Origin of the sequence: Methylobacterium ajmalii, assembly GCF_016613415.1 — a bacterium.
Taxonomy (GTDB): domain Bacteria; phylum Pseudomonadota; class Alphaproteobacteria; order Rhizobiales; family Beijerinckiaceae; genus Methylobacterium; species Methylobacterium ajmalii.
Genome location: NZ_JACWCT010000085.1, coordinates 17,794 through 38,483, shown reverse-complemented (window position 1 = coordinate 38,483; position 20,690 = coordinate 17,794). Strand labels below are relative to the sequence as shown.

13 protein-coding genes and 1 pseudogene are annotated in these 20,690 nt (G+C 72.9%); 13 read left to right on the top strand and 1 reads right to left on the bottom strand.

What is annotated here, in order from left to right:
- The first annotated feature begins 88 nt into the window (after nt 1–88).
- From HPY23_RS15955 to HPY23_RS15910, 10 genes and pseudogenes are all read left to right on the top strand, one after another.
- On the top strand, nt 89–2,560 hold the full coding sequence (locus tag HPY23_RS15955; protein WP_060847224.1) for a sensor histidine kinase: 2,472 nt from the start codon (nt 89–91) through the stop codon (nt 2,558–2,560).
- Between the two features lie 159 nt (nt 2,561–2,719).
- A complete protein-coding gene (gene tsaE / locus HPY23_RS15950) occupies nt 2,720–4,252 on the top strand; it encodes a tRNA (adenosine(37)-N6)-threonylcarbamoyltransferase complex ATPase subunit type 1 TsaE (protein ID WP_175539841.1) in 1,533 nt (510 codons plus the stop codon).
- A 23-nt stretch (nt 4,253–4,275) separates the two neighbouring features.
- Nucleotides 4,276–5,019, top strand: coding sequence for a nucleotidyltransferase family protein (locus HPY23_RS15945; protein WP_060847222.1), 744 nt, complete (start codon nt 4,276–4,278; stop codon nt 5,017–5,019).
- A 184-nt stretch (nt 5,020–5,203) separates the two neighbouring features.
- Complete coding sequence (locus HPY23_RS15940; protein WP_091881275.1) at nt 5,204–5,701, top strand: GNAT family N-acetyltransferase; 498 nt, start codon at nt 5,204–5,206, stop codon at nt 5,699–5,701.
- A gap of 80 nt (nt 5,702–5,781) precedes the next feature.
- A complete protein-coding gene (gene addB, locus HPY23_RS15935; RefSeq protein ID WP_244537473.1) occupies nt 5,782–8,952 on the top strand; it encodes a double-strand break repair protein AddB in 3,171 nt (1,056 codons plus the stop codon).
- Nucleotides 8,953–9,114: 162 nt separating this feature from the next.
- A pseudogene (locus tag HPY23_RS15930) lies at nt 9,115–9,791 on the top strand (transposase).
- A gap of 182 nt (nt 9,792–9,973) precedes the next feature.
- Nucleotides 9,974–11,629, top strand: coding sequence for a methyl-accepting chemotaxis protein (locus tag HPY23_RS15925; RefSeq protein WP_091881280.1), 1,656 nt, complete (start codon nt 9,974–9,976; stop codon nt 11,627–11,629).
- 296 nt (nt 11,630–11,925) lie between these two features.
- Nucleotides 11,926–14,016: a marine proteobacterial sortase target protein gene (locus HPY23_RS15920; RefSeq protein ID WP_091882053.1), complete on the top strand. Its 2,091-nt coding sequence runs from the start codon at nt 11,926–11,928 to the stop codon at nt 14,014–14,016.
- Complete coding sequence (locus tag HPY23_RS15915; protein WP_060850697.1) at nt 14,013–14,609, top strand: class GN sortase; 597 nt, start codon at nt 14,013–14,015, stop codon at nt 14,607–14,609. The genes HPY23_RS15920 and HPY23_RS15915 overlap by 4 nt, the downstream gene beginning before the upstream one ends.
- A gap of 107 nt (nt 14,610–14,716) precedes the next feature.
- Nucleotides 14,717–15,499: a helix-turn-helix domain-containing protein gene (locus HPY23_RS15910; RefSeq protein ID WP_091881283.1), complete on the top strand. Its 783-nt coding sequence runs from the start codon at nt 14,717–14,719 to the stop codon at nt 15,497–15,499.
- A 402-nt stretch (nt 15,500–15,901) separates the two neighbouring features.
- On the opposite strand, the gene HPY23_RS15905 is transcribed toward HPY23_RS15910, so the two are convergent.
- Nucleotides 15,902–17,677: a glucan ABC transporter ATP-binding protein/ permease gene (locus tag HPY23_RS15905; protein WP_060850699.1), complete on the bottom strand. Its 1,776-nt coding sequence runs from the start codon at nt 17,675–17,677 to the stop codon at nt 15,902–15,904.
- Nucleotides 17,678–17,956: 279 nt separating this feature from the next.
- Here HPY23_RS15905 and HPY23_RS15900 point away from each other — a divergent pair, with 279 nt between their 5' ends.
- The 3 genes from HPY23_RS15900 to HPY23_RS15890 all read left to right on the top strand — a co-directional run bounded on the left by HPY23_RS15900 (nt 17,957) and on the right by HPY23_RS15890 (nt 20,677).
- Nucleotides 17,957–18,730 (top strand): motility protein A, encoded by a 774-nt coding sequence (locus HPY23_RS15900; protein ID WP_048427583.1) that lies wholly within the window; start codon nt 17,957–17,959, stop codon nt 18,728–18,730.
- 70 nt (nt 18,731–18,800) lie between these two features.
- A complete protein-coding gene (locus HPY23_RS15895; RefSeq protein ID WP_060850700.1) occupies nt 18,801–19,634 on the top strand; it encodes an OmpA/MotB family protein in 834 nt (277 codons plus the stop codon).
- Between the two features lie 89 nt (nt 19,635–19,723).
- A complete protein-coding gene (locus HPY23_RS15890) occupies nt 19,724–20,677 on the top strand; it encodes a class I SAM-dependent methyltransferase (protein WP_091881285.1) in 954 nt (317 codons plus the stop codon).
- Nucleotides 20,678–20,690: the final 13 nt, after the last annotated feature.

Below are 20,690 nucleotides of genomic sequence, written 5' to 3'. Positions count from 1 at the left end.
GCGTTCATCAGGCGTAGCGTTGAGGTCGCAAAGGCGTGCCGGTCCGGTCGAGGACCGGCGCGCCGGTTCGCGTGGAGACGGACGGGTCATGGGGGTTGGACGAACGTCGCGGCGGCTCGGCGGCCGCGCGGGCGCCGGCATTTTGGGCGGCGCACTCGGCCTGGCGGCCGCCGCCCAGGCGGCGGAGACGGCCCCGGGGCTGCACGCGCACAACGCCGTCGGCTTCGCGGTGCTGATCGGGCTGACGATCTTCGCCACCATCCTGTCGCTGCTCTACCTGCGCGAGCGGGCCCGCTGGACCCGGCGCGAGCACACCCTGACGACCGAGCTCGCCGAGCTGCGCGGCGCCCACGACCGGGCCGACCTGCTGCTCGGCTCCGAGCCGCAGGTCGTCGTGACCTGGGATGCCCGCGGCGAGCCGCGGATCGAGGGCGACGTCGGCATCACCGCCGAGGCCGCCCGGGCCGGCTCGCCCCGCCGCGTGCTCGCCTTCGGGTCCTGGCTGGTGCCCGCCGACGCCGCCGCCCTCGACGCCGCGGTCGAGGCGCTGTGCGGGCGCGGCGAGCGCTTCCGCCGCACCGTCCACACCCTCCAGGGCCGCACCGTCGAGGCGCAGGGCCAGGCGGTCGGCGGCCAGGCGCTGCTGCGCCTGCGCGAGCTCACCGGCGAGCGGCGCGAGCTGGTCGAGCTGCGCGCCACCCTGGAGGAGGCCCGCCACGGGCTGTCGGCGCTCGCCGGCCTCCTCGACGCGATTCCCCAGCCGGTCTGGCGCCGCGGCCGCGACGGCCGCCTGGCCTGGGCCAACGCCGCCTACGTCACCGCCGCGGAGGCCGGCGACGTCGACCACGCGGTGCGGGAGAGCGCCGAGCTGCTGGAGCGATCCGCCCGCGAGGAGGCCGATCGCCGCCGCTCCCGCGGCGCCGGCAACCCGCTCCGGGTCTCGGCCGTGGTGGCGGGCGCGCGCCGCATCCTCGACGTCACCGAGGTGGCGACCGATTCCGGCACCGTCGGCATCGCGGTCGACGTCTCGGAGCTCGAGAGCGTGCGCGCCGACCTGCAGCGCCAGATGGACGCCAACGTCCGCACCCTCGACCAGCTGCCCACCGCGGTGGCGATGTTCGACGCGCGCCAGCAGCTGATCTTCCACAACGCCGCCTACCGCCAGCTCTGGGACCTCGACCCCGGCTTCCTGGAGAGCCGGCCGCTCGACGGCGAGATCCTCGACGCCCTGCGCAACGCCCGCAAGCTGCCCGAGCAGGCGGATTTCCGCAGCTGGAAGGCCGGGGTGCTCGGCGCCTACCGGGCGGCGGAGGCGCAGCAGAACTGGTGGCACCTGCCCGACGGGCGGACGCTCCGCGTCCTCGCCGACCCGAACCCGCAAGGGGGGCTGACCTACCTGTTCGAGGACGTCTCCGAGCGGGTCCACCTCGAATCGCGCTACAATGTCCTGATGCAGGTGCAGAGCGAGACGCTCGACACCCTGCGCGAGCCGGTGGCGGTGTTCGGCACCGACGGGCGGCTGAAATTCGCCAACCGGGCCTTCGCCCAGGTCTGGCGCATCACCCCGGAGATGCTGGAGGTCCAGCCCCATATCGACCAGGTGATCGCGGCCTGCCGCACGTTGAGCCCGGCCGAGGAGCCCTGGACCCAGATCCGCGAGGCGGTGACCGGCCTCGTCGATGCCCGCCACGGCCTGACCTGCCGCCTGGCGCTCGCCGACGGCACCATGCTCGACTGCGCCGCCGAGCCGCTCCCCGACGGGGCGACGCTGCTCACCCACATCGACGTGACGGCGAGCGTCAACGTCGAGCGGGCGCTGACCGACAAGAACGAGGCGCTGGAGCGCACGACGCGGCTGCGCGACGAGTTCGTGCACCACGTCTCCTACGAGCTGCGCTCGCCGCTCACCAACATCATCGGCTTCACCGAACTCCTCGGCGACGAGACCGTCGGCGCTCTCAATCCGCGCCAGCGCGAATACGCCGACCACATCATGCGCTCCTCGGCGGCGCTCCTCGTCATCATCAACGACATCCTCGACCTCGCCTCGATCGATGCCGGCTCGATGGAGCTGACGCGCGAGCGGGTCGACGTGCAGACCACGATCGCGGCGGCGGTGCGGGGCATCGGCGACCGGCTGGCGGAGGCAGACATCGCCCTCGTCCTCGACGTGCCGGCCGACATCGGCAGCTTCGTCGCCGACGGCAAGCGCATCCGCCAGATCCTGTTCAACCTCCTGTCCAACGCCGTCGGCTTCTCGGCCCCGGGCCAGCAGGTGCGGGTCTGCGCCCGCAAGGACGGCGAGAGCCTGGTGCTGGAGGTGGCCGACCAGGGCCGCGGCATGCCGCCCGAGGTGATGGCGCGGGTCTTCGAGCGCTTCGAGAGCCATACGCTGGGCACCCGCCACCGGGGCGTCGGCCTGGGGCTCTCGATCGTGCGCTCCTTCGTGGAGCTGCATGGCGGACGCATCGACATCGCGTCGGCGCCCGGGACCGGCACCCGGGTGACCTGCACCTTCCCGGTCGGCGACGGCGAGGCCCATCTGGCGGCGGCCGAATAGGCCGCGCGGTCCGAACAGGCCGCGCGCGAGGATCGCCCCGGGCGCATCGTCGCGGTCCCCCGGGAAGGGCCGGGAAAGTTTAAGGTTCATGCGCTATCACCGACGGGATTGGCCCCGGACGGGCCCGTGAGCGAGGATGGCGGAGTGGACCAGGAGGGCATGGCCGAGCGCACACCCTGGGAGATCGTGCTGCCGGACGAGAGCGCGACCGAGGATCTCGGCCGCTTCCTCGCCGAGATCCTGCGGCCCGGCGACCTGGTGGCGCTCTCCGGCGGGCTCGGCGGCGGCAAGACGACGCTGGCCCGGGCGATCATCCGCGACATCGTCGGCGACCCCGGGCTCGAGGTGCCGAGCCCGACCTTCACCCTCGTCCAGCCCTACGAGGGCCGGAACGGGCAGGCCGTGGTCCATGCCGACCTCTACCGCCTGCGCGGCCCCGACGAACTCGTCGAGCTCGGCTTCGACGAGCTGACCGAGCGGGCGATCGCGCTCGTCGAGTGGCCGGACCGGCTGCCGCCGCGCCACGGCCCGACGCTCGCCATCGACCTCTCCCTCAAGCCCGAATTCGGCGACGACGCCCGGCTCGTGCGCCTCATCGGCGGCGGGGGCCTGGGCGGCCGGCTGATGCGGGCCCGCGCGCTGCGCGTGCTCCTCGACCGCTCCGGCTGGGGCGAGGCCGAGCGCACCCACATGCAGGGCGACGCCTCGAGCCGCGCCTACGAGCGCCTGACCAACCCGGACGGCGCCAAGGCGGTGCTGATGATCTCGCCGCCCAAGGCCGACGGGCCGCCGGTGCGCGACGGCAAGCCCTACAGCGCCATCGTTCACCTCGCCGAGAGCGTGCACGCCTTCGTGGCGATGGATCGCGGCCTGCGGGCGCTCGGCCTCTCGGCCCCGAAGATCCTGGGCGAGGACCTGGAGGCCGGCCTCCTGATCCTCGAGGATCTCGGCAGCGAGCCCGTCGTCGACCAGGGCGGCCCGCGGCCCGAGCGCTACGCCGAGGCGGTCAAGGTGCTGGCGCGCCTGCACGGCACCACGCTGCCGACGGTGCTGCCGGTGGCCGAGGGTCGCGACCACGAGGTGCCGCCCTACGACCGCGGGGCGCTGCTGTACGAGGCCGAGCTGCTGCCCGAATGGTACGCGCCCTTCGTCGCCAACGCGCCGCTGGCGCCGGACGCCCGCGCGTCGTTCGTCGCCGCCTGGAGCGAGGCGCTGGAGCCCCTCGAATCCGAGGCGCGGACCTGGACCCTGCGCGACTACCACTCGCCCAACCTGATCTGGCTGCCCGAGCGCGACGGGATCGAGCGCATCGGCGTGATCGACTTCCAGGACGCGGTGCTCGGCCACCCGGCCTACGACGTCGCCTCGCTCCTGCAGGATGCCCGGGTCGATGCCAGCGCCGAGTTCGAGCTGCGCCTGCTCGGCCTCTACGCCCGCGAGCGCCGGATGCGCGACGCCGAGTTCGACATGCAGGGCTTCGCCCGCGCCTACGCGGTGCTGGCGGCGCAGCGCGCGACCAAGATCCTCGGCATCTTCGCCCGCCTCGACCGGCGCGACGGCAAGCCGGGCTACCTCGCCCACCTGCCGCGCATCGAGGGCTACCTCGCCCGCAACCTCGCCCATCCGGCGCTTTCCGGCGTCCGGGCCTGGTACGCGCAGCACCTGCCGCGCCTCTGCCCGGCCGAATCCTGACCGATCGACGAAGCGCCGCACCAATGACCGACACCCCGCCTCCCGCCGTGACGCGCGCCTTCGTGCTGGCCGCGGGCCTCGGCAAGCGCATGCGCCCGATCACCGCCACCACGCCCAAGCCCCTGGTCGAGGTCGCCGGCAAGTCGCTGGTCGATTACGCCCTCGACCGGATCGCCGAGGCCGGCATCCCCGAGACGGTGGTGAACGTGCACTACCTCGCCGACCTAATGGAGGCGCATCTCGTGCGCCGCCGCGGCGGCCCGGCCATCACCATCTCGGACGAGCGCGACAAGCTCCTCGAGACCGGCGGCGGGGTGAAGAAGGCGCTGCCGCTCCTCGGGACGGCGCCGTTCATGGTGCTCAACTCCGATTCGTTCTGGCTCGAGGGGCCGCAGCCGAACCTGCGCCGGCTGGTCGCCGCCTGGGACCCGGAGCGGATGGACATGCTGCTCCTTCTCGCCTCCGCCGCCACAAGTCTCGGCTATGACGGCCCGGGCGACTTCAACATGGACAAGGAGGGCCGGCTGACCCGCCGGGCCGAGCGCGAGGTCTCGCCCTTCGTCTATGCCGGCGTCGCGATCCTGAAGCCCGAGCTGTTCGCCGATACGCCGGAGGGCTCGTTCTCCCTCAACCTGCTGTTCGACCGCGCGATCGAGGCGGACCGCCTGTTCGGACTCCGCCTCGACGGGCAATGGCTCCATGTCGGCACGCCGGAGGCGCTGCGCGACGCCGAGGAGCGGGTGAAGGCGAGCGCGGCGCAGCCGTGAGCGGATGGAGGAGGGCGGCCGTCCTTGGTGGATGGCTCATCCCTCGATCGTGCAGAACGGTTTGGAAAAGAAGAGGCACGGGTCTTCCCCTCTCCCTGCGGGCGGGGAGAGGAGAGCCCCCCACGCCTTGGTCCGGCGGCCTTCCGGGGCCGCGACCCCGCCGGCCCCCCACACGGACCCCGTCATGCCCCCCGGCTTCTCGATCGGCCCCCTCGACGACCTCGGCGCGGTGCTGGCGCTCAACGCCGCCCACGTCGCCGAGACCTCGCATCTCGACGAAGCGGCCCTGCGGGCGCTGCGCGACCAGGCCTTTCTCGCCGCCGCCGTGACCGGGCCCGAGGGGCTGTCGGCCTTCCTGATCGCCCTCGACCAGGACGCCGCCTACGCCAGCCCCAACTTCGGCTGGTTCCGGGAGCGCTATCCCCGCTTCGTCTATGTCGACCGGATCGTCACCGCCCCGGCGGCGCGCGGCCGTGGGCTGGCGCGGGCGCTCTACCGGACCCTGTTCGCGCGGGCCGCCGCGGCCGGCCACGACCGCATCGCCTGCGAGGTCAACCGCCTGCCGCCGAACCCGGGCTCCGACGCCTTCCACGCCGCCCTCGGCTTCGCGGAGGTCGGCAGCGCCGACATCCACGACGGGACGAAGACCGTGCGCTACCTGATGCGCGAGACCAAGCCATGAGCCGCGCCAAGAGCAGCACGAAGAGCAGCACCAAGGGCAGTACCAAGGGCAGTACCAAGGGCCCTCGCGAAAACCCTTCCGTGAGCCGGGACGGCCACGTCTTCACCATTCCGCCGGGGCTGCCCTTCCTCGATACCCTGGCCGAGGCGCTGCTGTCGGGCCGCCTCGTCGGCGACCTCGCCGGCGGGCCGTTCGGGCTCGCCGCGGTCACCCTCTACCTGCCGACCCGCCGCGCCGCCCGGGCGCTGGCGGCGATCCTGGCCCGGGAATGCGGCCCGGCCGCGCTGCTCCCCCGGATGGTGCCGCTCGGCGAGGCCGACGAGGCCGAGCTCGACCTCCTGTCGGCGCCGCCCGGCGAGCGCCGCGAGGAGATCCTGCGCCCGCCGATCCCCGCCCTCGAGCGCCGGCTGATCCTTGCCCGCCTGGTCCAGGCCTGGGCCGGCACCGTCGACCGCGGGCTCCTGCCGCTCGGCGACGAGGTGCCGTTCCGGGTGCCGTCCTCGCCGGCCGATGCGGTCGGGCTCGCCGCCGACCTCGAAGGATTGATGGACTCGCTCACCGTCGAGGGCCTGCCCTGGGACGACATCGCGGGCGCCGTCGAGGCCGAGCATTCGCGCTACTTCTCCCTCACCCTCGATTTCGTCCGCATCGCCGCCGAGCACTGGCCGAAGATCCTGGCCGATCGCGGGGTGAGCGATCCGGTCGAGCGCGGCCGCGCCCTGGTGCTGGCAGAGGCCGCGCGCCTCGTGCGCGAGCGCCCGGCCGATCCGGTGATCGTCGCCGGCTCGACCGGCTCGGTGCCGGCCACCGCCCGGCTCATCGCCGCCATCGCCGGTCTGCCCCGCGGCGCCGTGGTGCTGCCGGGCCTCGACCGCGACCTCGACGAGGCCGGATGGAGCGCGATCGACCCCGCCGGCGACGGCGAGGCGGCGGCTCACGCCCACCCGCAGGCGGTGCTGCACCGCCTGGTCGGCAGGGACTTCCTCGCGGTGGAGCGCGCCGAGGTCGTTCCGCTCGGCACGCCGAGCCCGGCCGCCGCCGCCCGGGCGGGCCTCCTGTCCCAGGCCCTGCGCCCAGCCGAGACGACCGATGCCTGGGCCGACCTCGACCCGGCGTTCCGCGAACGGCTGGCCCGCGACGGGACCGCCGGGATCCGGGTGGTCGAGGCCGCCGACGAGCGCGAGGAGGCGCTCGCCATCGCGGTCGCGCTGCGGGAGACATTGGAGCGGCCGGACCGGACCGCTGCCCTGATCACTCCCGACCGGGCGCTGGCGCTGCGCGTCGCCGCGGAACTCCGGCGCTGGGGCATCGTCGCCGACGATTCGGCCGGCGAGCCGCTGGCCCGCAGCCCGGCCGGGCGGCTCGCGCGCCTCGCCGCCGACGTCGCGGCGCTGGACGCCAAGCCCGAGCGGGTGCTGGCGCTCCTCGCCCACCCGCTGGTGCGCCTCGGGCTGACCCGGCCCGAGGTGGAGCGCGCGGCGAGCGCGCTCGAGATCGGCGTCTTGCGCGGTCCTGCCCCGGCCAAGGGGTTCGACGGCATCGCCGACGCCCTGCGGCTCGCCCGCACCGAGGAGCGCCCGCACGATCCCCGGCCGCGCCGGCGCCTCACCCCCGAGGACTGGGAGGCGGCCGACGCCCTGCTGGTGCGCCTCGCGGTCGCCTTCCGCGACTTCGCCGCCGACGAGGACGATGCGCCCGACGACCTGATCGCCATCGCGCAGCGCCACCGCGCCACCTGCGACCTCCTCATGGCGGGGCCGGAGGAGGACGGGCAGGAGGACGCAGCCGAGGAGGAAGGTGAGCCCGACGCCTCGGTGGCGGTGCTCGATGCGCTCTTCGACGACATGGAGCTGGCCCAGCCCGGCCTGCTCGCCGGCCGGTTCTCCGACTACCCGGCCTTCTTCACCGCGCTCGCCCGCGAGCGGGTGGTGTCGCGGCGCAACGCCAGCCCGCACCCGCGGCTGCGCATCCTCGGCCTGCTGGAGGCCCGGCTCCTCACCGTCGACCGGGTGGTGCTCGGCGGCCTCGACGAGGGCGTCTGGCCGCCCAAGGCCGAGACCGACGCCTTCCTCAACCGGCCGATGCGCGCCCGGGTCGGCTTGGCCCCGCCGGAGCGGCGCCTCGGCCAGACCGCGCACGACTTCGTCCAGGCCCTCGGCTGCCCGGATGCGATCGTCACCCGCGCCCACAAGCGCGAAGGTGCGCCGACGGTGCCGTCGCGCTTCCTGCAGCGCCTGCGCGCCTTCGCCGGCGAGGCGGCCTGGAAGAGCCTGGTGAAGGGCGGGCAGCGCTTCCGCTCGCTCGCCGCCGCCATCGATGCCGGCCTCGGCCCTGCCGACCTCCCGGTCCTGCCGCGGCCGCGCCGACCGGCGCCCCGGCCCGACCCGGCCCTGTTTCCGCGCTCGCTCAGCGTCACCGAGATCGAGACCCTGGTGCGCGACCCCTACGGGATCTTCGCCCGCCACGTGCTCGGCCTCGACGCCCTGGAGCCGGTGGCCGTGCAGCCGGGCGCCAGCGACCGCGGCACCATCGTGCACGCCGTCCTGGGCGGCTTCGCCGAGCGGTTTCCCGAGGGACTGCCGGCCCTCGACGAGGCCGAGGAGGTCCTCTACGCGCTCGCCGCCAACGCCTTCGCGCCGATCTCCGACGCCTATCCGGAGCTCTACGCCGAGTGGTGGCCGCGCTTCGTGCGCCTCGCCGAGGCGTTCCTGGCCTGGGAGGCCGAGCGCCGCCCGGGCCTGAGGCGGGTGGCGCCCGAGGTCGGCGGGCGCTGGGCGCTCGCCATCCCGGGCGGCCACGTCCTGACCCTGCGCGCCCGCGCCGACCGGATCGAGACCCGCCGCGACGGCGGCCACACCATCATCGACTTCAAGACCGGCCAGCCGCCGAGCACCCGCGAGGTCTTTGCCGGCTTCTCGCCGCAGCTGACGCTGGAAGCCGCGATGCTGCAGGCCGGCGCCTTCCGGGGCCTGGAGGCCGCCGCCGAGACGCCCGACCTCCTCTACGTCCGGGCCGGCGGCGGCAAGACGCCCCTCGATCCGGCACCCCTGAAGCCCCCGCGCGGCGACGGGCGCAGCCTGCCCGAGCTGGTCGAGGCCCATGTCGCGGGCCTGCGCCAGCTCGTCGGCGCCTTCATGGCCGGCGAGGCCTCCTACCTGTCGCGGCCCTACCCGAAATACGCCAAGGCCTATTCGGATTACGACCATCTGGCGCGGGTGCGGGAATGGTCGCTGGTCGAGGGGGAGGAGTGATACCAACGGCGATTTACGCTGATACGTTTGCCCATGTTCGGGATGTGATAGTACTGATGGCGTCTGGCATGGCGATCAGCCAGTTCTAGGGTCTAAACCCGTTCAAGGCGTTGCAAGGATAAGGGAAATTTGACTCGCATCGCCTCCCAGATGGAGGAGGCTATGGCAGAGCTGTTCTGGCTGTCGGACGAACAATGGCAGGCGATGGCGCCGTTCATGCCCACCAACCAGTTCGGCGCTCGTCGCAAGGACGACCGCACCATCCTGTCGGGCATCCTGCACGTCATCAAGTCCGGCTGCCGCTGGAAGGATTGCCCGAGCGAGTACGGCCCTCACACCACCGTCTACAACCGCTTCAACAGATGGGCGCGCCGCCGCTTCTGGACCAGCAGGCTGGAGGCCCCGGCCAAGGCCGGAGGGTCCGGCAAAGCGGCCGCCCCGGCGTCATCCACCTCACCCCCGGCAACGCCAGTGACGTGAAGACCGCCCCCGCCGTGCTGGACAAGGCGCCCGGCCGCGTGCGCCGGCTCATCGCCGACAAGGGCGACGACGCCGACTGGCTGCGCCAGGACCTGCGCGAGCAGGGCATCAGCGTCGTCATTCCCGGCACCCGCGCCCGCAAGCGCAAGATCCGGCTGGACAAGCGACGGGATCGGGATCGCTGGCGGGTCGAGGCGGTGGTCTGCCGCCTCAAGGACTTCCGCCGCATCGCCACACGCTACGACAAGCTCGCCCGCAACTTCGCTTCGGCTCTCGCCCTCGCTGCCGTCATCGCGTTCTGGTGCTCATTGAGTCTCGACCCTAGGCGTCGGCCTAGATCGCAAGAGATATTGAAATAAGAACAGTCTTTTTTGCGACACTCGCTCGGCAAGAACATTCCAACGACGTCGATCGCCATCGAATTCAGAAACATTGTAAAAATATATTTTATTAATACCAGGATGCTCGGCTGCAGGCATCCCGACCCTGATCGAGGGCGCGCGCGGCGCATCGATCAGCCCTTCACGCGCCCGTCCCCTCCATGCCGCTCTCGATCAAGTCCACCCTCGCCGGCGCGCAGGGCGCGCTGTCGATCTTCGAGTTGGGGACCATCCGCCGGAGCGTCGTCGAAGTCTCGACGAACTGGCTGCCCTCGGTCATCGCGATCAACGAGATGCGCGCTCAGATCGATCAGGTGCGCATCAAGCCGTATCGCCTCGTCGCGGCAGCGCACGATCCGCGACTGCTGGCCGAGCATCTGCGCCAGTACGAACTGAGCATCGATCACGTCGCCCAGGCGCGCATCCGTTACGAACCGCTGATCTCTTCCGCGGGTGAAAAAGTTGCATACGATGAATTCGTGGGCAGCTGGAGCAGGTACGAGGCGGCGACCGATGCCATCAAGGGCCTGGTCGCCTCCGACAAGACCGGCGAAGCCCTCGACGCCCTGATCGGAAAGGACAACCTGGCGCTCTACGATGCGATGAGCGCGGCCCTGGACCGCGATGTGAAGTTGAACGACAGCGGCGCTCAGAGGGACGCGAACGGGAGCGTCGTGGCCGCTCGCGACGCCACGATCGCGGCCTGGATCGCAATCATCCTGTCGCTGGCCGTCAGCCTCGGCGCCACGCTGTACGGGATGCGGCGCATCTCGGTGCCGCTCGGGCGCATCACCCGCATGATGGGCGGCTTGGCGACCGGAGATACGACGGTCGACGTTCCGTTCAAGACCCGCCGGGACGAGATCGGCGCCATGGCCGCCGCCGTGCAGGTGTTCGAGGACAATCCGATCCGCACGCGACAGCTCGAGGAGGAGACCGCGCTCGCCCGCGCCCCGGCCGAGGCGCAGCGGAAGGCCGGCATGCGCCAGATGGCGGATGCCTTCGAGACGGCGGTCGGCGGCATCGTCGGCATGGTCTCCGCCTCGGGGACGAAGTTGCAGGCGACCGCCCGGACCATGACGGCGGCCGCGACCCAGACCGCCGCCCAATCCACCGCCGTGGCGGCCGCTGCCGAAGAGGCGTCGTCGAATGTCGGCACGGTGGCGGCGGCGGCCGAAGAGCTCGGTGCCTCGGTGCAGGAGATCGGCCGCCAGGTCCACGGTTCGGCGCGGCTCGCCCGGGCTGCGGTCGCGGAAGCCGGGCAGACCGCCGATCGGGTTCGGGCGCCGACCGAGGCGATGGCCCGCATCGGCAGCGTCGTCGGGCTGATCTCGTCGATCGCCGGCCAGACCAACTTGCTGGCCCTCAGCGCCACCATCGAGGCGGCCCGGGCCGGCGTGGCGGGCCGCGGCTTCGCGGTGGTGGCGGCGGAGGTCGAGGAACTCGCCGGTCAGACGGCACGAGTCACCGAGGAGATCACGACCCAGATCGCGGCGATCCAGGCCTCGACCGGTCAGGCGGCGGGGGCGATCGGCGGGATCACCGCGCGGATCGACGAGTTCTCGACCGTAGCGACCTCGATGGCCGCGGCCGTGGAGGAGCAGGGCGCGGCGACCCAGGAGATCGTCCGCAACGTCGGTCAGGCGGCCGCCGGCACCGGCGAGGTCACCGGCACCATCGCGGGCGTGGCGGGCGCCGCCGAGGAGACCGGGGCGGCGGCGGGCCAGGTGCTCACGGCGGCCTCCGCCCTGACGCGCCAGTCCGAGCACCTCGCGGCCGAGGTCGCGCGCCTCCTCGCGACCGTACGGGCGGCCTGACCACCGCCCGGACCCGGTGGCGAAGGCCCCCGCGGCCTCGCACCGGCACTCCGGCGCCCGCCCCTTGCCGGACCCGCCCTCCCCCGCACGGACCCGCACGACACCTCACCGCCCGGCCGCCGCCGCGCGCGTGCCCGCACCGCGGCGGACGCCTCCGTCCGGGTGCGGCCGGACACTGGGCGAAGCGTCCCGTGGCGACGCTTTCGGCTCTGCGCGAGCCTCCAGGTCGGCCGGTCCCCGAGCCGGTCGACCAAGGATGGAGGCTCCTCGTGATACCCGTGTCGAACCCGCGCCCGATGCCCCGCAACCTCCTCGTCGCTCCCCTCGTCGCCGCCGCGCTGGCGCTGCTTGGCGGGATGCAGGCCAGGGCCGAGGAGGCCGGCACCCTGCTCCTGCGCCACGGCGGCGGCGCGCCGGTCGCCGCCCCGCGGCTCGCCGCCGATGCGGCGATCACCGTGAGCGGGCCGACCGCGCGGGCGACCATCACCCAGGCCTTCCGCAACACCACGTCGGACTGGGTCGAGGGCACCTACCTGTTTCCGCTGCCGGAGGACGCGGCGGTGGACGCGATGCGCCTCGTCGTCGGCGACCGGGTGATCGTCGCCGACATCCGCGAGCGGGAGGCGGCGCGGCGCGACTACGAGGCCGCCCGGGCCGAGGGCAAGGCGGCGGCGCTCGTCGAGCAGCAGCGGCCGAACCTGTTCACCAACGCGGTCGCCAATATCGGCCCCGGCGAGACCGTGCTGGTCCAGATCCAGTACCAGCAGGGCGTGCGGCGCTCCGGCGACACCTATTCCCTGCGCCTGCCGACCGTCGCCGCCCCGCGCTACAACCCCGCCCCGCCCGCCGTGCAGGAGGCCGCGACCGGTCGCCCCGCCCCCGATCCGGTGCCCGACCGGGACGCGATCACCGCCCCGGTGCTGGATCCCGCCCGCCACGCGCCGGTCAACCCGCTGACCCTCTCGATCGACCTCAAGGCCGGATTCTCCCTCGGCCGGGTCGAGAGCGCGACCCATGCCATCACGATCGACGCCCCGTCCGAGCGCGAGCGCCGCATCGCGCTGCGCGACGGCGCCACCGCGACCGACCGGGACTTCGAGCTGACCTGGACGCCGGCCCCCGGCACGAGCCCCGGCCTCGGCCTCTTCCGCGAGCGCGTGGCGGGGGCCGACGCGGTGCTGGCCGTCGTCACCCCGCCCGTCGCCGCAGCGCAAGCCGCGTCCCTGCCGCGGGACGTGATCTTCGTCATCGACAATTCGGGCTCGATGGGCGGCACCTCGATCCGCCAGGCCAAGGCGAGCCTGCTCGTCGGCCTCGACCGCCTGCGCCCGGGCGACCGCTTCAACGTGATCCGCTTCGACGACACGATGGAAACGGTCTTCTCCGACCTCGTCGCCGCCGACGAGCCGCATCTGGCGCAAGCCAAGAGCTTCGTCGGCGGGCTCGAGGCGCGGGGCGGCACCGAGATGCTGGCGCCGCTCAAGGCGGCCCTGCGGGACGCCGACCCGGAGGAGACCGGGCGGGTGCGCCAGGTCGTCTTCCTCACCGACGGGGCGATCGGCGACGAGGGCCGGATCTTCTCGGCCATCGCCGAGGCGCGCGGGCGCACCCGGCTGTTCATGGTCGGCATCGGCTCGGCGCCGAACGGGCACCTGATGCGCCACGCCGCCGAACTCGGCCGCGGCACCGTCACGCTGATCGGCTCGGTCGACCAGGTCGCCGACCGGATGCGCGAGCTCTTGGCGAAGCTCGAGAGCCCGGTCGTCACCGACCTTGCCGCGACCTTCTCGGAGCCGGCGGAAGCCACCCCGACCGCGCTGCCCGACCTCTATCGCGGCGAGCCGGTGACGATCGCGGCGCGGATGCACGAGGCCAGGGGCACCCTGACCCTCACCGGCCGGATCGGCGGCCGGCCCTGGCGCACGGTGCTGGACCTGTCTCAGGCGGAGGACGGTGCCGGGATCGGCAAGGTCTGGGCCCGGGCCCGGATCGGCGAGGCCGAGACCGCGCGGATCACCGGCCGGATGACCCCTGAGGCGGCCGACGCGGCGATCCTGCGGCTCGCCCTCGACCACGGCCTGACGACGCGGCTCACCTCGCTCGTCGCGACCGACGCCACGCCGCGCCGGCCGGCGGGGGCGCGCCTCGCCCGCACCGACCTGCCGCTCAACCTGCCGGCGGGCTGGGACTTCGAGGCGGTGTTTGGCACCGACCAGCCGCGGGCGCCCGCCCCCGCCCCGATCCTGCGCAAGGCCGCGCTGGCCCCCGCCGCCACCGGGTCGCTCGCCCTGCCGCAGACCGCGACCGATTCCACGCTGCGGCTGATGCTCGGCGCCGGGCTCCTCGGCCTCGCCCTGCTCGTGCGCGGCCGGCGGGTCGCCCGGTGAGGGCGCGCGCGCTCCTCGCCGCCGCCCTGGCGTCGGGCGGCCTGATCCTGGCGGCGCAGGGCGCCTGGATCCCCGCCAAGGCCGCGCTCGCGCAGGCGCTGCTGGCCCGCGCCTTCGCCCGCGGCCTCGAGACGGGGGCGCCCGTGCGCCCCTGGCCCGCAGCCGACACCAGGCCGGTCGCCCGCATCGCCTTCCCGACCCTCGGCGAGGCCCACATCGCGCTGGCCGGGTCGAGCGGGCAGGCGCTGGCCTTCGGGCCGGGCCACGTCGAGGGTACGCCGGAGGCCGGCGAGCCGGGCATCGCGGTCTACGCCGCCCATCGCGACACCCAGTTCCGCAGCCTCGGGCGCCTCGTCCCCGGCGATCCGGTCGAGGTGCGGAGGCTGGACGGGCGGGTCGTCCGCTTCCGGGTCACCGGGCGCCGGATCGTACGGTTCGACCAGTCCGGCCTCGATCCGGCGGCGCCGGGCCGGCGCCTGGCGCTCGTCACCTGCTGGCCCCTCGACGCTCTGGGGCCGGGGCCCGAGCGCCTGGTGGTCGAGGCGGTGGCGAAGGAGGACCCGGGGGTCGGGCCGGGCGGATCGCCCCGATGACGCGCCGCACCTTGACGGTGTCCCGCACGTGCGGTTTCGTGCGGGTCCGTCCGGGATCGGCTCGGTCTCCGGCCGGAGCCCGCCCGGGTTCCACGGGACACCTCCGCATGCCGCCCGAGACCGTGATCGAGACCGACGAGGCCGCCCTGCCGGAGGGGCAGAGCCTTGCCGTCGCCGACGCGGTGCGGGAGGCCCTGGCGCGGCGGCGGATGTCGCGCCTCGCCCTGGCGGATGCGGCGCGCATCAGCATCTCGACCCTGGAAAAAGCCCTGTCCGGCCGCCGGCCCTTCACGCTGGCGACGACGATCCGCCTCGAGGAGGCGCTCGGCCTGTCGCTGCGCCAGGCCGCCCCGAGCCGGGAGGTCCTCCCCCGCGAGGCGCCGGAGGCGTTCGGCTCCTACACGCGCGCGGCGGTGGCCTTTCTCGAAGGCCGCTACCTGACGCTCCGGCCGTCCTTCGGCCAGGAGGGGACGATCTTTGCCTACGTCACCGAGATCGCCTGGGACGCGGGCAGCGCCCGGCTGGTCTTCCGCGAGGCCGAGCGGCTCGATGCGCCCTTCGCGCAGTCCGGCACCGTGTCGGTGCCGAACCAGTCGGGCCACATCTACCTCGTCACCGAGTTCCAGGGGCAGTACCGCCTCGCCGTGCTGGGCAGGCCGACGATCCGGGGCGAGCTGTTCGGCATCCTCACCACCCTGGTCTCGGGCCGCGGCGCCCATCTCACCCCGGCCGCCACCCCGATCGCGCTGGTGCCGGAGCGCTCCGCCCCGGAGGCGGTGGAATATGGCCGGATCGCCCCCGGCAGCCCCTGCGATCCGGCCTACCGGACGATCCTCGATCGGGTACGGGAGGACGGGTTCGCGGTCTTCCCGGGGCGGGGTCCAGCGTAAGAGCCTCGCCTTTCAAGGTATTTCAAATTCGCAATTTCTAGCGAATTTTCCCGATCTCGGACGGCCGCTTTCTTCAGGGCCTTTTCCCGATATCCGAAGCGGGGGTTGGGATTGCCCTGGATCGGTGGTTCTCGCGCGCTTTGCGTGGATGGCGGTGGTTCGTCCCGGGCCGATGATCGCTTTGGACCAATGATGGTCTGATACGATTTCTGGCTGATCGCTTCGCAATGCCGATCCCGGCTTCGCTCATGCGTGTGGAGCCTGCGGCTCCACCGCGCGGGCGGGTGACGCGAAATCCGGAAGCGATCGTCCGGATTCCGCATCGGACCGAGAGGGCGAGGCGGGATGCGCTGACCGGGTCGCGACGGGCCGCCCCTCTCCCCGTCGGCGGACGGACCCGCCTCATGCCGCGAGGGCGTAGTCCGCCACGGGCTCGGCCGCCATGAACTGCGCCCGGGCGAGGGCGGCGAAGCGGCCGCCCTCGGCCACCAGTTCGTCGAAGGTGCCGCTCTCGACGATGCGGCCCTCGTGGAAGACCAGGATGCGGTCGGCGTCGCGGATCGTCGCCAGGCGGTGGGCGATCACGAAGGTGGTGCGCCCCTCCATCACCGCTTCCAGCGCGCCCTGGAGCTTGCGCTCGGTGGTGGCGTCGAGCGCGCTCGTCGCCTCGTCGAGGATCAGGACCGGCGGGTTCTTCAGGAGCGCCCGGGCGATCGAGAGCCGCTGGCGCTCGCCGCCCGACAGCGAGCGGCCGCGCTCGCCGATGATCGTGTCGAGCCCGTCGGGCTGGCGCGCCATGAACTCGGAGGCCTGGGCGCGCTCCAGCGCATCGAGCATCTCGGCGTCGGTGGCGTCGGGCCGGCCGACCTGGAGGTTCTCGCGGATCGAGCGGGCAAACAGCATCGGCTCCTGGAACACCACGCCGATGTTGTGGCGCAGCGACGAGAGGCCGATGTCGCGCAGGTCCTCGCCGTCGATGCGGATCGTGCCGGCATCGGGGTCGAAGGCGCGGTGGAGCAGGCCGAGCGTCGTCGACTTGCCCGAACCGGTGGTGCCGACGAGCGCCACGGTCTCGCCGGCCCGCGCCGAGAACGACACCCCGTCCAGCGCCGGGCGGCGGCCGTCGTAGGAGAAGCGCACGTCCTCGAACGACACGTTGCCGTCGAGCCGCGCCACCGCCTTGGCGCCGGGCCGGTCGTGGACGGCCGGCACGGTGTCGAGGATGTCGAAGAATTCCTGCATCTTGGGCGCCTGCAGGAAGAGGCTGTTGACGAAGGCGACGACCTGGTCGAGCCGGGCGACCAGCATGGTGGCGAGGCTCATGAACGAGACCACGTCGCCGACGGTGGCCAGCCCGTGGCCGTGCAGCACGATGCCGGTGACGAAGATCGCCGTCATGGTCAGCGTGGCGGAGGCGCGGGTGGCGACGGAGGCCAGCGCCCACCAGGACAGGACCGGGGTCTGGGCGGCGAGGAGGTCGCGGATGATGCCGTGCATCGCCTCCTTCTCGGCCTTGGCGCGGGTGAAGGACTGGATCACCGCGACGTTGCCGAGCGCGTCCGAGGCATGCGCCGCGAGGCCCGAATGATAGGCCTCGACCTCGCCCTGCAGCGTCTCGGTGCGGCGCAGCACGAAGGTGGTGAGGCCGGTGAACACCAGCATCAGGGCGACCAGGATCGAGCCGAGCTGCCAGTTGAGGAAGAGCGTCATCGGCAGGAGCACGACGAGGGAGACGAGCGCCGCGCAATGGTCGCGGAAGAAGCCGAGCCAGGTCGCCGCCATGCCGCTCGTGCCCTCCAGCATCGCCTTCAGCACCCGGCCGGAATGGTTGGACGAGTGGAAGGCGAGCGGCAGGTCGAGGACGTGCTCGAAGTAGTTCGCCATCGCCGAAAGCCGGCTGCGGTGGGTGAGCCGGTCGGCATGGAGCGCGATCAGCACGCCGGCCCCGATCGAGAACAGGCCGAAGCCGACCCAGAGGGCGACGAGGCCGAGCAGGCTCGACGTGCCGGCGCCGCCGGCCGGCATGTGGGTGAGCCGGTCGATGATGCGGCCGAACAAGACCGGCTCGGCGAAGGCCGCCACCGCCAGGGCGACGTTGGCGGCGGTCAGCAGCGCGCCGAGGCGCAGATCGGAGCCGAGCTGGCCCATGACCCGAACGTAGAGCCTGATCAACCGCATGGACGGTGAACCCTGGTGAGATGACCCTGTCCGCGGCCCTGGCCCTCGCCCGCCGCCTGCCCCGCGCGCGGCCTTGTTGTGGCGGCCGTTCGATCGCATGGATGGTCTCTTAACGGGTTCTCGCTGAACGGCGCATGACGGCGCAGGGTCGCGGAGGGGGACCTTTACGCTTCGTTGAGCCTGTCGGGCGTAATCTGCCGGTCAGGACACACGCGACGTCCGACGACGCGCCCCACGATCGCGGGGCCGCGCGGCGGTGCATGAAGAGGCCGACCCCAGATGGATATCGCAACCGGCGCCGGCCTCGTCGGCGGCATCGCGGTCGTGTTCGTGCTGATCATGATCGACGGCGGCAACTTCGCCGCCTATTTCGACAAGCACGCGGTGATCGTGATCTTCGGCGGCGCCACCGCCGCCACCATGCTGCGCTTCCCGTTCTCGGTCATCGTCCACGGCGTGCCGATGGGCCTGCGCTACGCCTTCAACATGCGGGCGATCCGCCCGCGCGACCTGATCGACGAGATCACCAAGATCGCCGACGTGGTCAAGCGCCAGGGCCCGATGGCGCTGGAGAGCCTCGAGATCTCGGACCCGTTCCTGGCGCAGGGCGTGCGCTACATCGCGGACGGCTACGACCGCGAGTTCATTCGCGACACGATGGAGCGCGACCGCGACAACTTCCTGATGCACCTCGACGAGGGTTCGAAGGTCTACCGCGCCTTCGGCGACTGCGCTCCGGCCTGGGGCATGATCGGCACGATTCTCGGCATGGTGACGATGTTCGCCAACATGTCGGACCCCTCGAAGCTCGGCCCGGCGATGGCGACCGCGCTGCTGGCCACGCTCTACGGCGCGCTGATCGCCAACATGATCACCCTGCCGATCGCCGACAAGCTGCACGTCAAGCTCGAGGAGGAGGACGTGTCGCGCTCGCTCATCATCGACGGCGTGCTGCTGATCCGCGACGCCAAGAGCGCGTCGCTCGTGCGCGAGATGCTGATCGCCTACCTGCCGCACAATCATCGTGAAGACATGGCCGCCGAGGCGGCCTGACGCACCGCGAGGACGGGGCCGCCGAGGCGGCCCGAGCCACGGGCATTCGCCCTTCGAGGAGACCTGAGCGGTGGCCAGAAAGAAGCGGGGCGGGGCCCATGGCGGTCACGGCTGGTTCGTGACCTTCGCGGACCTGATGGCGCTGTTGATGAGCTTCTTCGTCATGATCGCCGCCTACTCGACCCAGGACCAGAAGAAGCTCCAGGCGGTGGCGGGCTCGATGCGCGACGCCTTCGGCACCAACCGGGAATCGCGCTTCAACGGCATCATCGAGAAGAACGGCCTGCCCTCGGCGACCAAGCTGCGGGACGTCCGCGACATCCCGCCCGAGAAGGCCTCCGACCGGGCCGAGCCGCCGACGGACGACGAGATCCTGGCCGACGGCATCTCGCATCACGGCTACAAGGACGGCTTCGGCCTCGCCATGACCTCCCTGCGCCAGGCGCTGCAGGACCTGCCGGAGATCGCCGAACTGTCGAAGAGCATCGTCATCGAGGTGACGGCGCGGGGCCTCGACATCTCGCTCGTCGACCAGGACAACCGCTCGATGTTCCCGGAGGGCTCGACCCGGCCGAACGACCGCACCCGCCAGGTGCTGGAGCGGATCGTGCCGACCCTGCGCCGGCTGCCCAACCGGATCGCGGTGACCGGCTACACCGCCGCCGACCGGCCCGGCCGCCGCTCGGTCGCCCCGCCCTGGGAGCTGTCGGCCGGCCGCGCCGTGAGCGTGCGCGAGATCCTGGCGAGCAACGGCCTGCCCGCCGATCGCTTCGCCGCGGTCTCCGGCAAGGCCGACACCGAGCCGCTGTTTCCCGACAACCCGTACCTGCCGGCCAACCGGCGCGTGACGGTGACGCTGATGAACGAGGCGCCGCCGACGCCGCGGGGGACGGGGTTCCCGTAAGCCGGCCCCGGCCGGGGACGCCCGCGGAAATCGCGGCGCGCCCTCCCCTCCCGCCACCCGCTCCCGCTCGCGACCGACGAGATGCGCCCGTGACCCCGGACCGCCCCGATCCCGCCGCGCCGGCCGCGCTCCTCGACGGGCTCAAGGGCCGCGACTGCCCGGTCTGCGGCGCGCCCGAGCGCGGCGCACGCCCGTTCCTGTCGGCCTCGATCGACCCGGCCCGGATCGGCGCGCTGAGCTTCGCCTCGCGCAAGCCGCCCGAATACATGTCATTCCGCCTCGTGCGCTGCGGCAGCTGCGAAACCGTGTACGCCGCCGAGGCGCCGAGCGCCGAGGCCCTGGCGCATGCCTACCGGCAGGCTGGCTACGACAGCGCCGAGGAGGCGCGCTTTGCTGCCCGCGCCTATGCCGAGGCCCTGGCGCCGCACCTGCGCCCGGAGCATCGTGGCGGCACCGCCCTCGAGATCGGCGCCGGCAGCGGGATCTTCCTGCGCGACCTGCAGCGGCTGGGCTTTGCCGAGGTGATCGGGGTCGAGCCCTCGCACGCCGCCGCCGAGGCCGCTCCGGCCGACATCCGCCCGCATCTGCGGATCGGGGTGTTCGAGCCCGGCGACCACGCCCCCGGCAGCCTGTCCCTGGTCTGCTGCTTCCAGACCCTGGAGCACGTTACCGATCCCCGCGCCCTGACCCGGGCCGCCTTCGATCTCCTGCGGCCCGGCGGGCTGGTCGCCTTCGTGACCCACGACTACCGGGCGCCGATCAACCGGCTACTCGGCCGCCGCTCGCCGATCATCGACATCGAGCACATGCAGCTCTTCTGCCCGGCGAGCCTGGACCGGCTGCTCGGCGAGGCGGGCTTTGTCGACATCGCCATCCGGGCGATCCGCAACCGCTATCCCCTGCGCTACTGGCTGCGCCTGCTGCCCCTCCCCGGCCCGTTGAAGCCCATCGCCCTCGCCACCGCGGAGGCGCTCGGCCTCGGCGGATGCGGGGCAGCGCTCGACGTCGGCAACCTGTTGAGCGTGGCGCGCAAGCCGGGGTGAGGAACGAACCGGC

Coding starts and splice junctions, on each gene's coding strand:
- HPY23_RS15955 (WP_060847224.1), top strand. CDS start 89: ATGGGGGTTGGACGAACGTCGCGGCGGCTCGGCGGCCGCGCGGGCGCC.
- tsaE (WP_175539841.1), top strand. CDS start 2,720: ATGGCCGAGCGCACACCCTGGGAGATCGTGCTGCCGGACGAGAGCGCG.
- HPY23_RS15945 (WP_060847222.1), top strand. CDS start 4,276: ATGACCGACACCCCGCCTCCCGCCGTGACGCGCGCCTTCGTGCTGGCC.
- HPY23_RS15940 (WP_091881275.1), top strand. CDS start 5,204: ATGCCCCCCGGCTTCTCGATCGGCCCCCTCGACGACCTCGGCGCGGTG.
- HPY23_RS15925 (WP_091881280.1), top strand. CDS start 9,974: ATGCCGCTCTCGATCAAGTCCACCCTCGCCGGCGCGCAGGGCGCGCTG.
- HPY23_RS15920 (WP_091882053.1), top strand. CDS start 11,926: ATGCCCCGCAACCTCCTCGTCGCTCCCCTCGTCGCCGCCGCGCTGGCG.
- HPY23_RS15910 (WP_091881283.1), top strand. CDS start 14,717: ATGCCGCCCGAGACCGTGATCGAGACCGACGAGGCCGCCCTGCCGGAG.
- HPY23_RS15905 (WP_060850699.1), bottom strand. CDS start 17,677: ATGCGGTTGATCAGGCTCTACGTTCGGGTCATGGGCCAGCTCGGCTCC.
- HPY23_RS15900 (WP_048427583.1), top strand. CDS start 17,957: ATGGATATCGCAACCGGCGCCGGCCTCGTCGGCGGCATCGCGGTCGTG.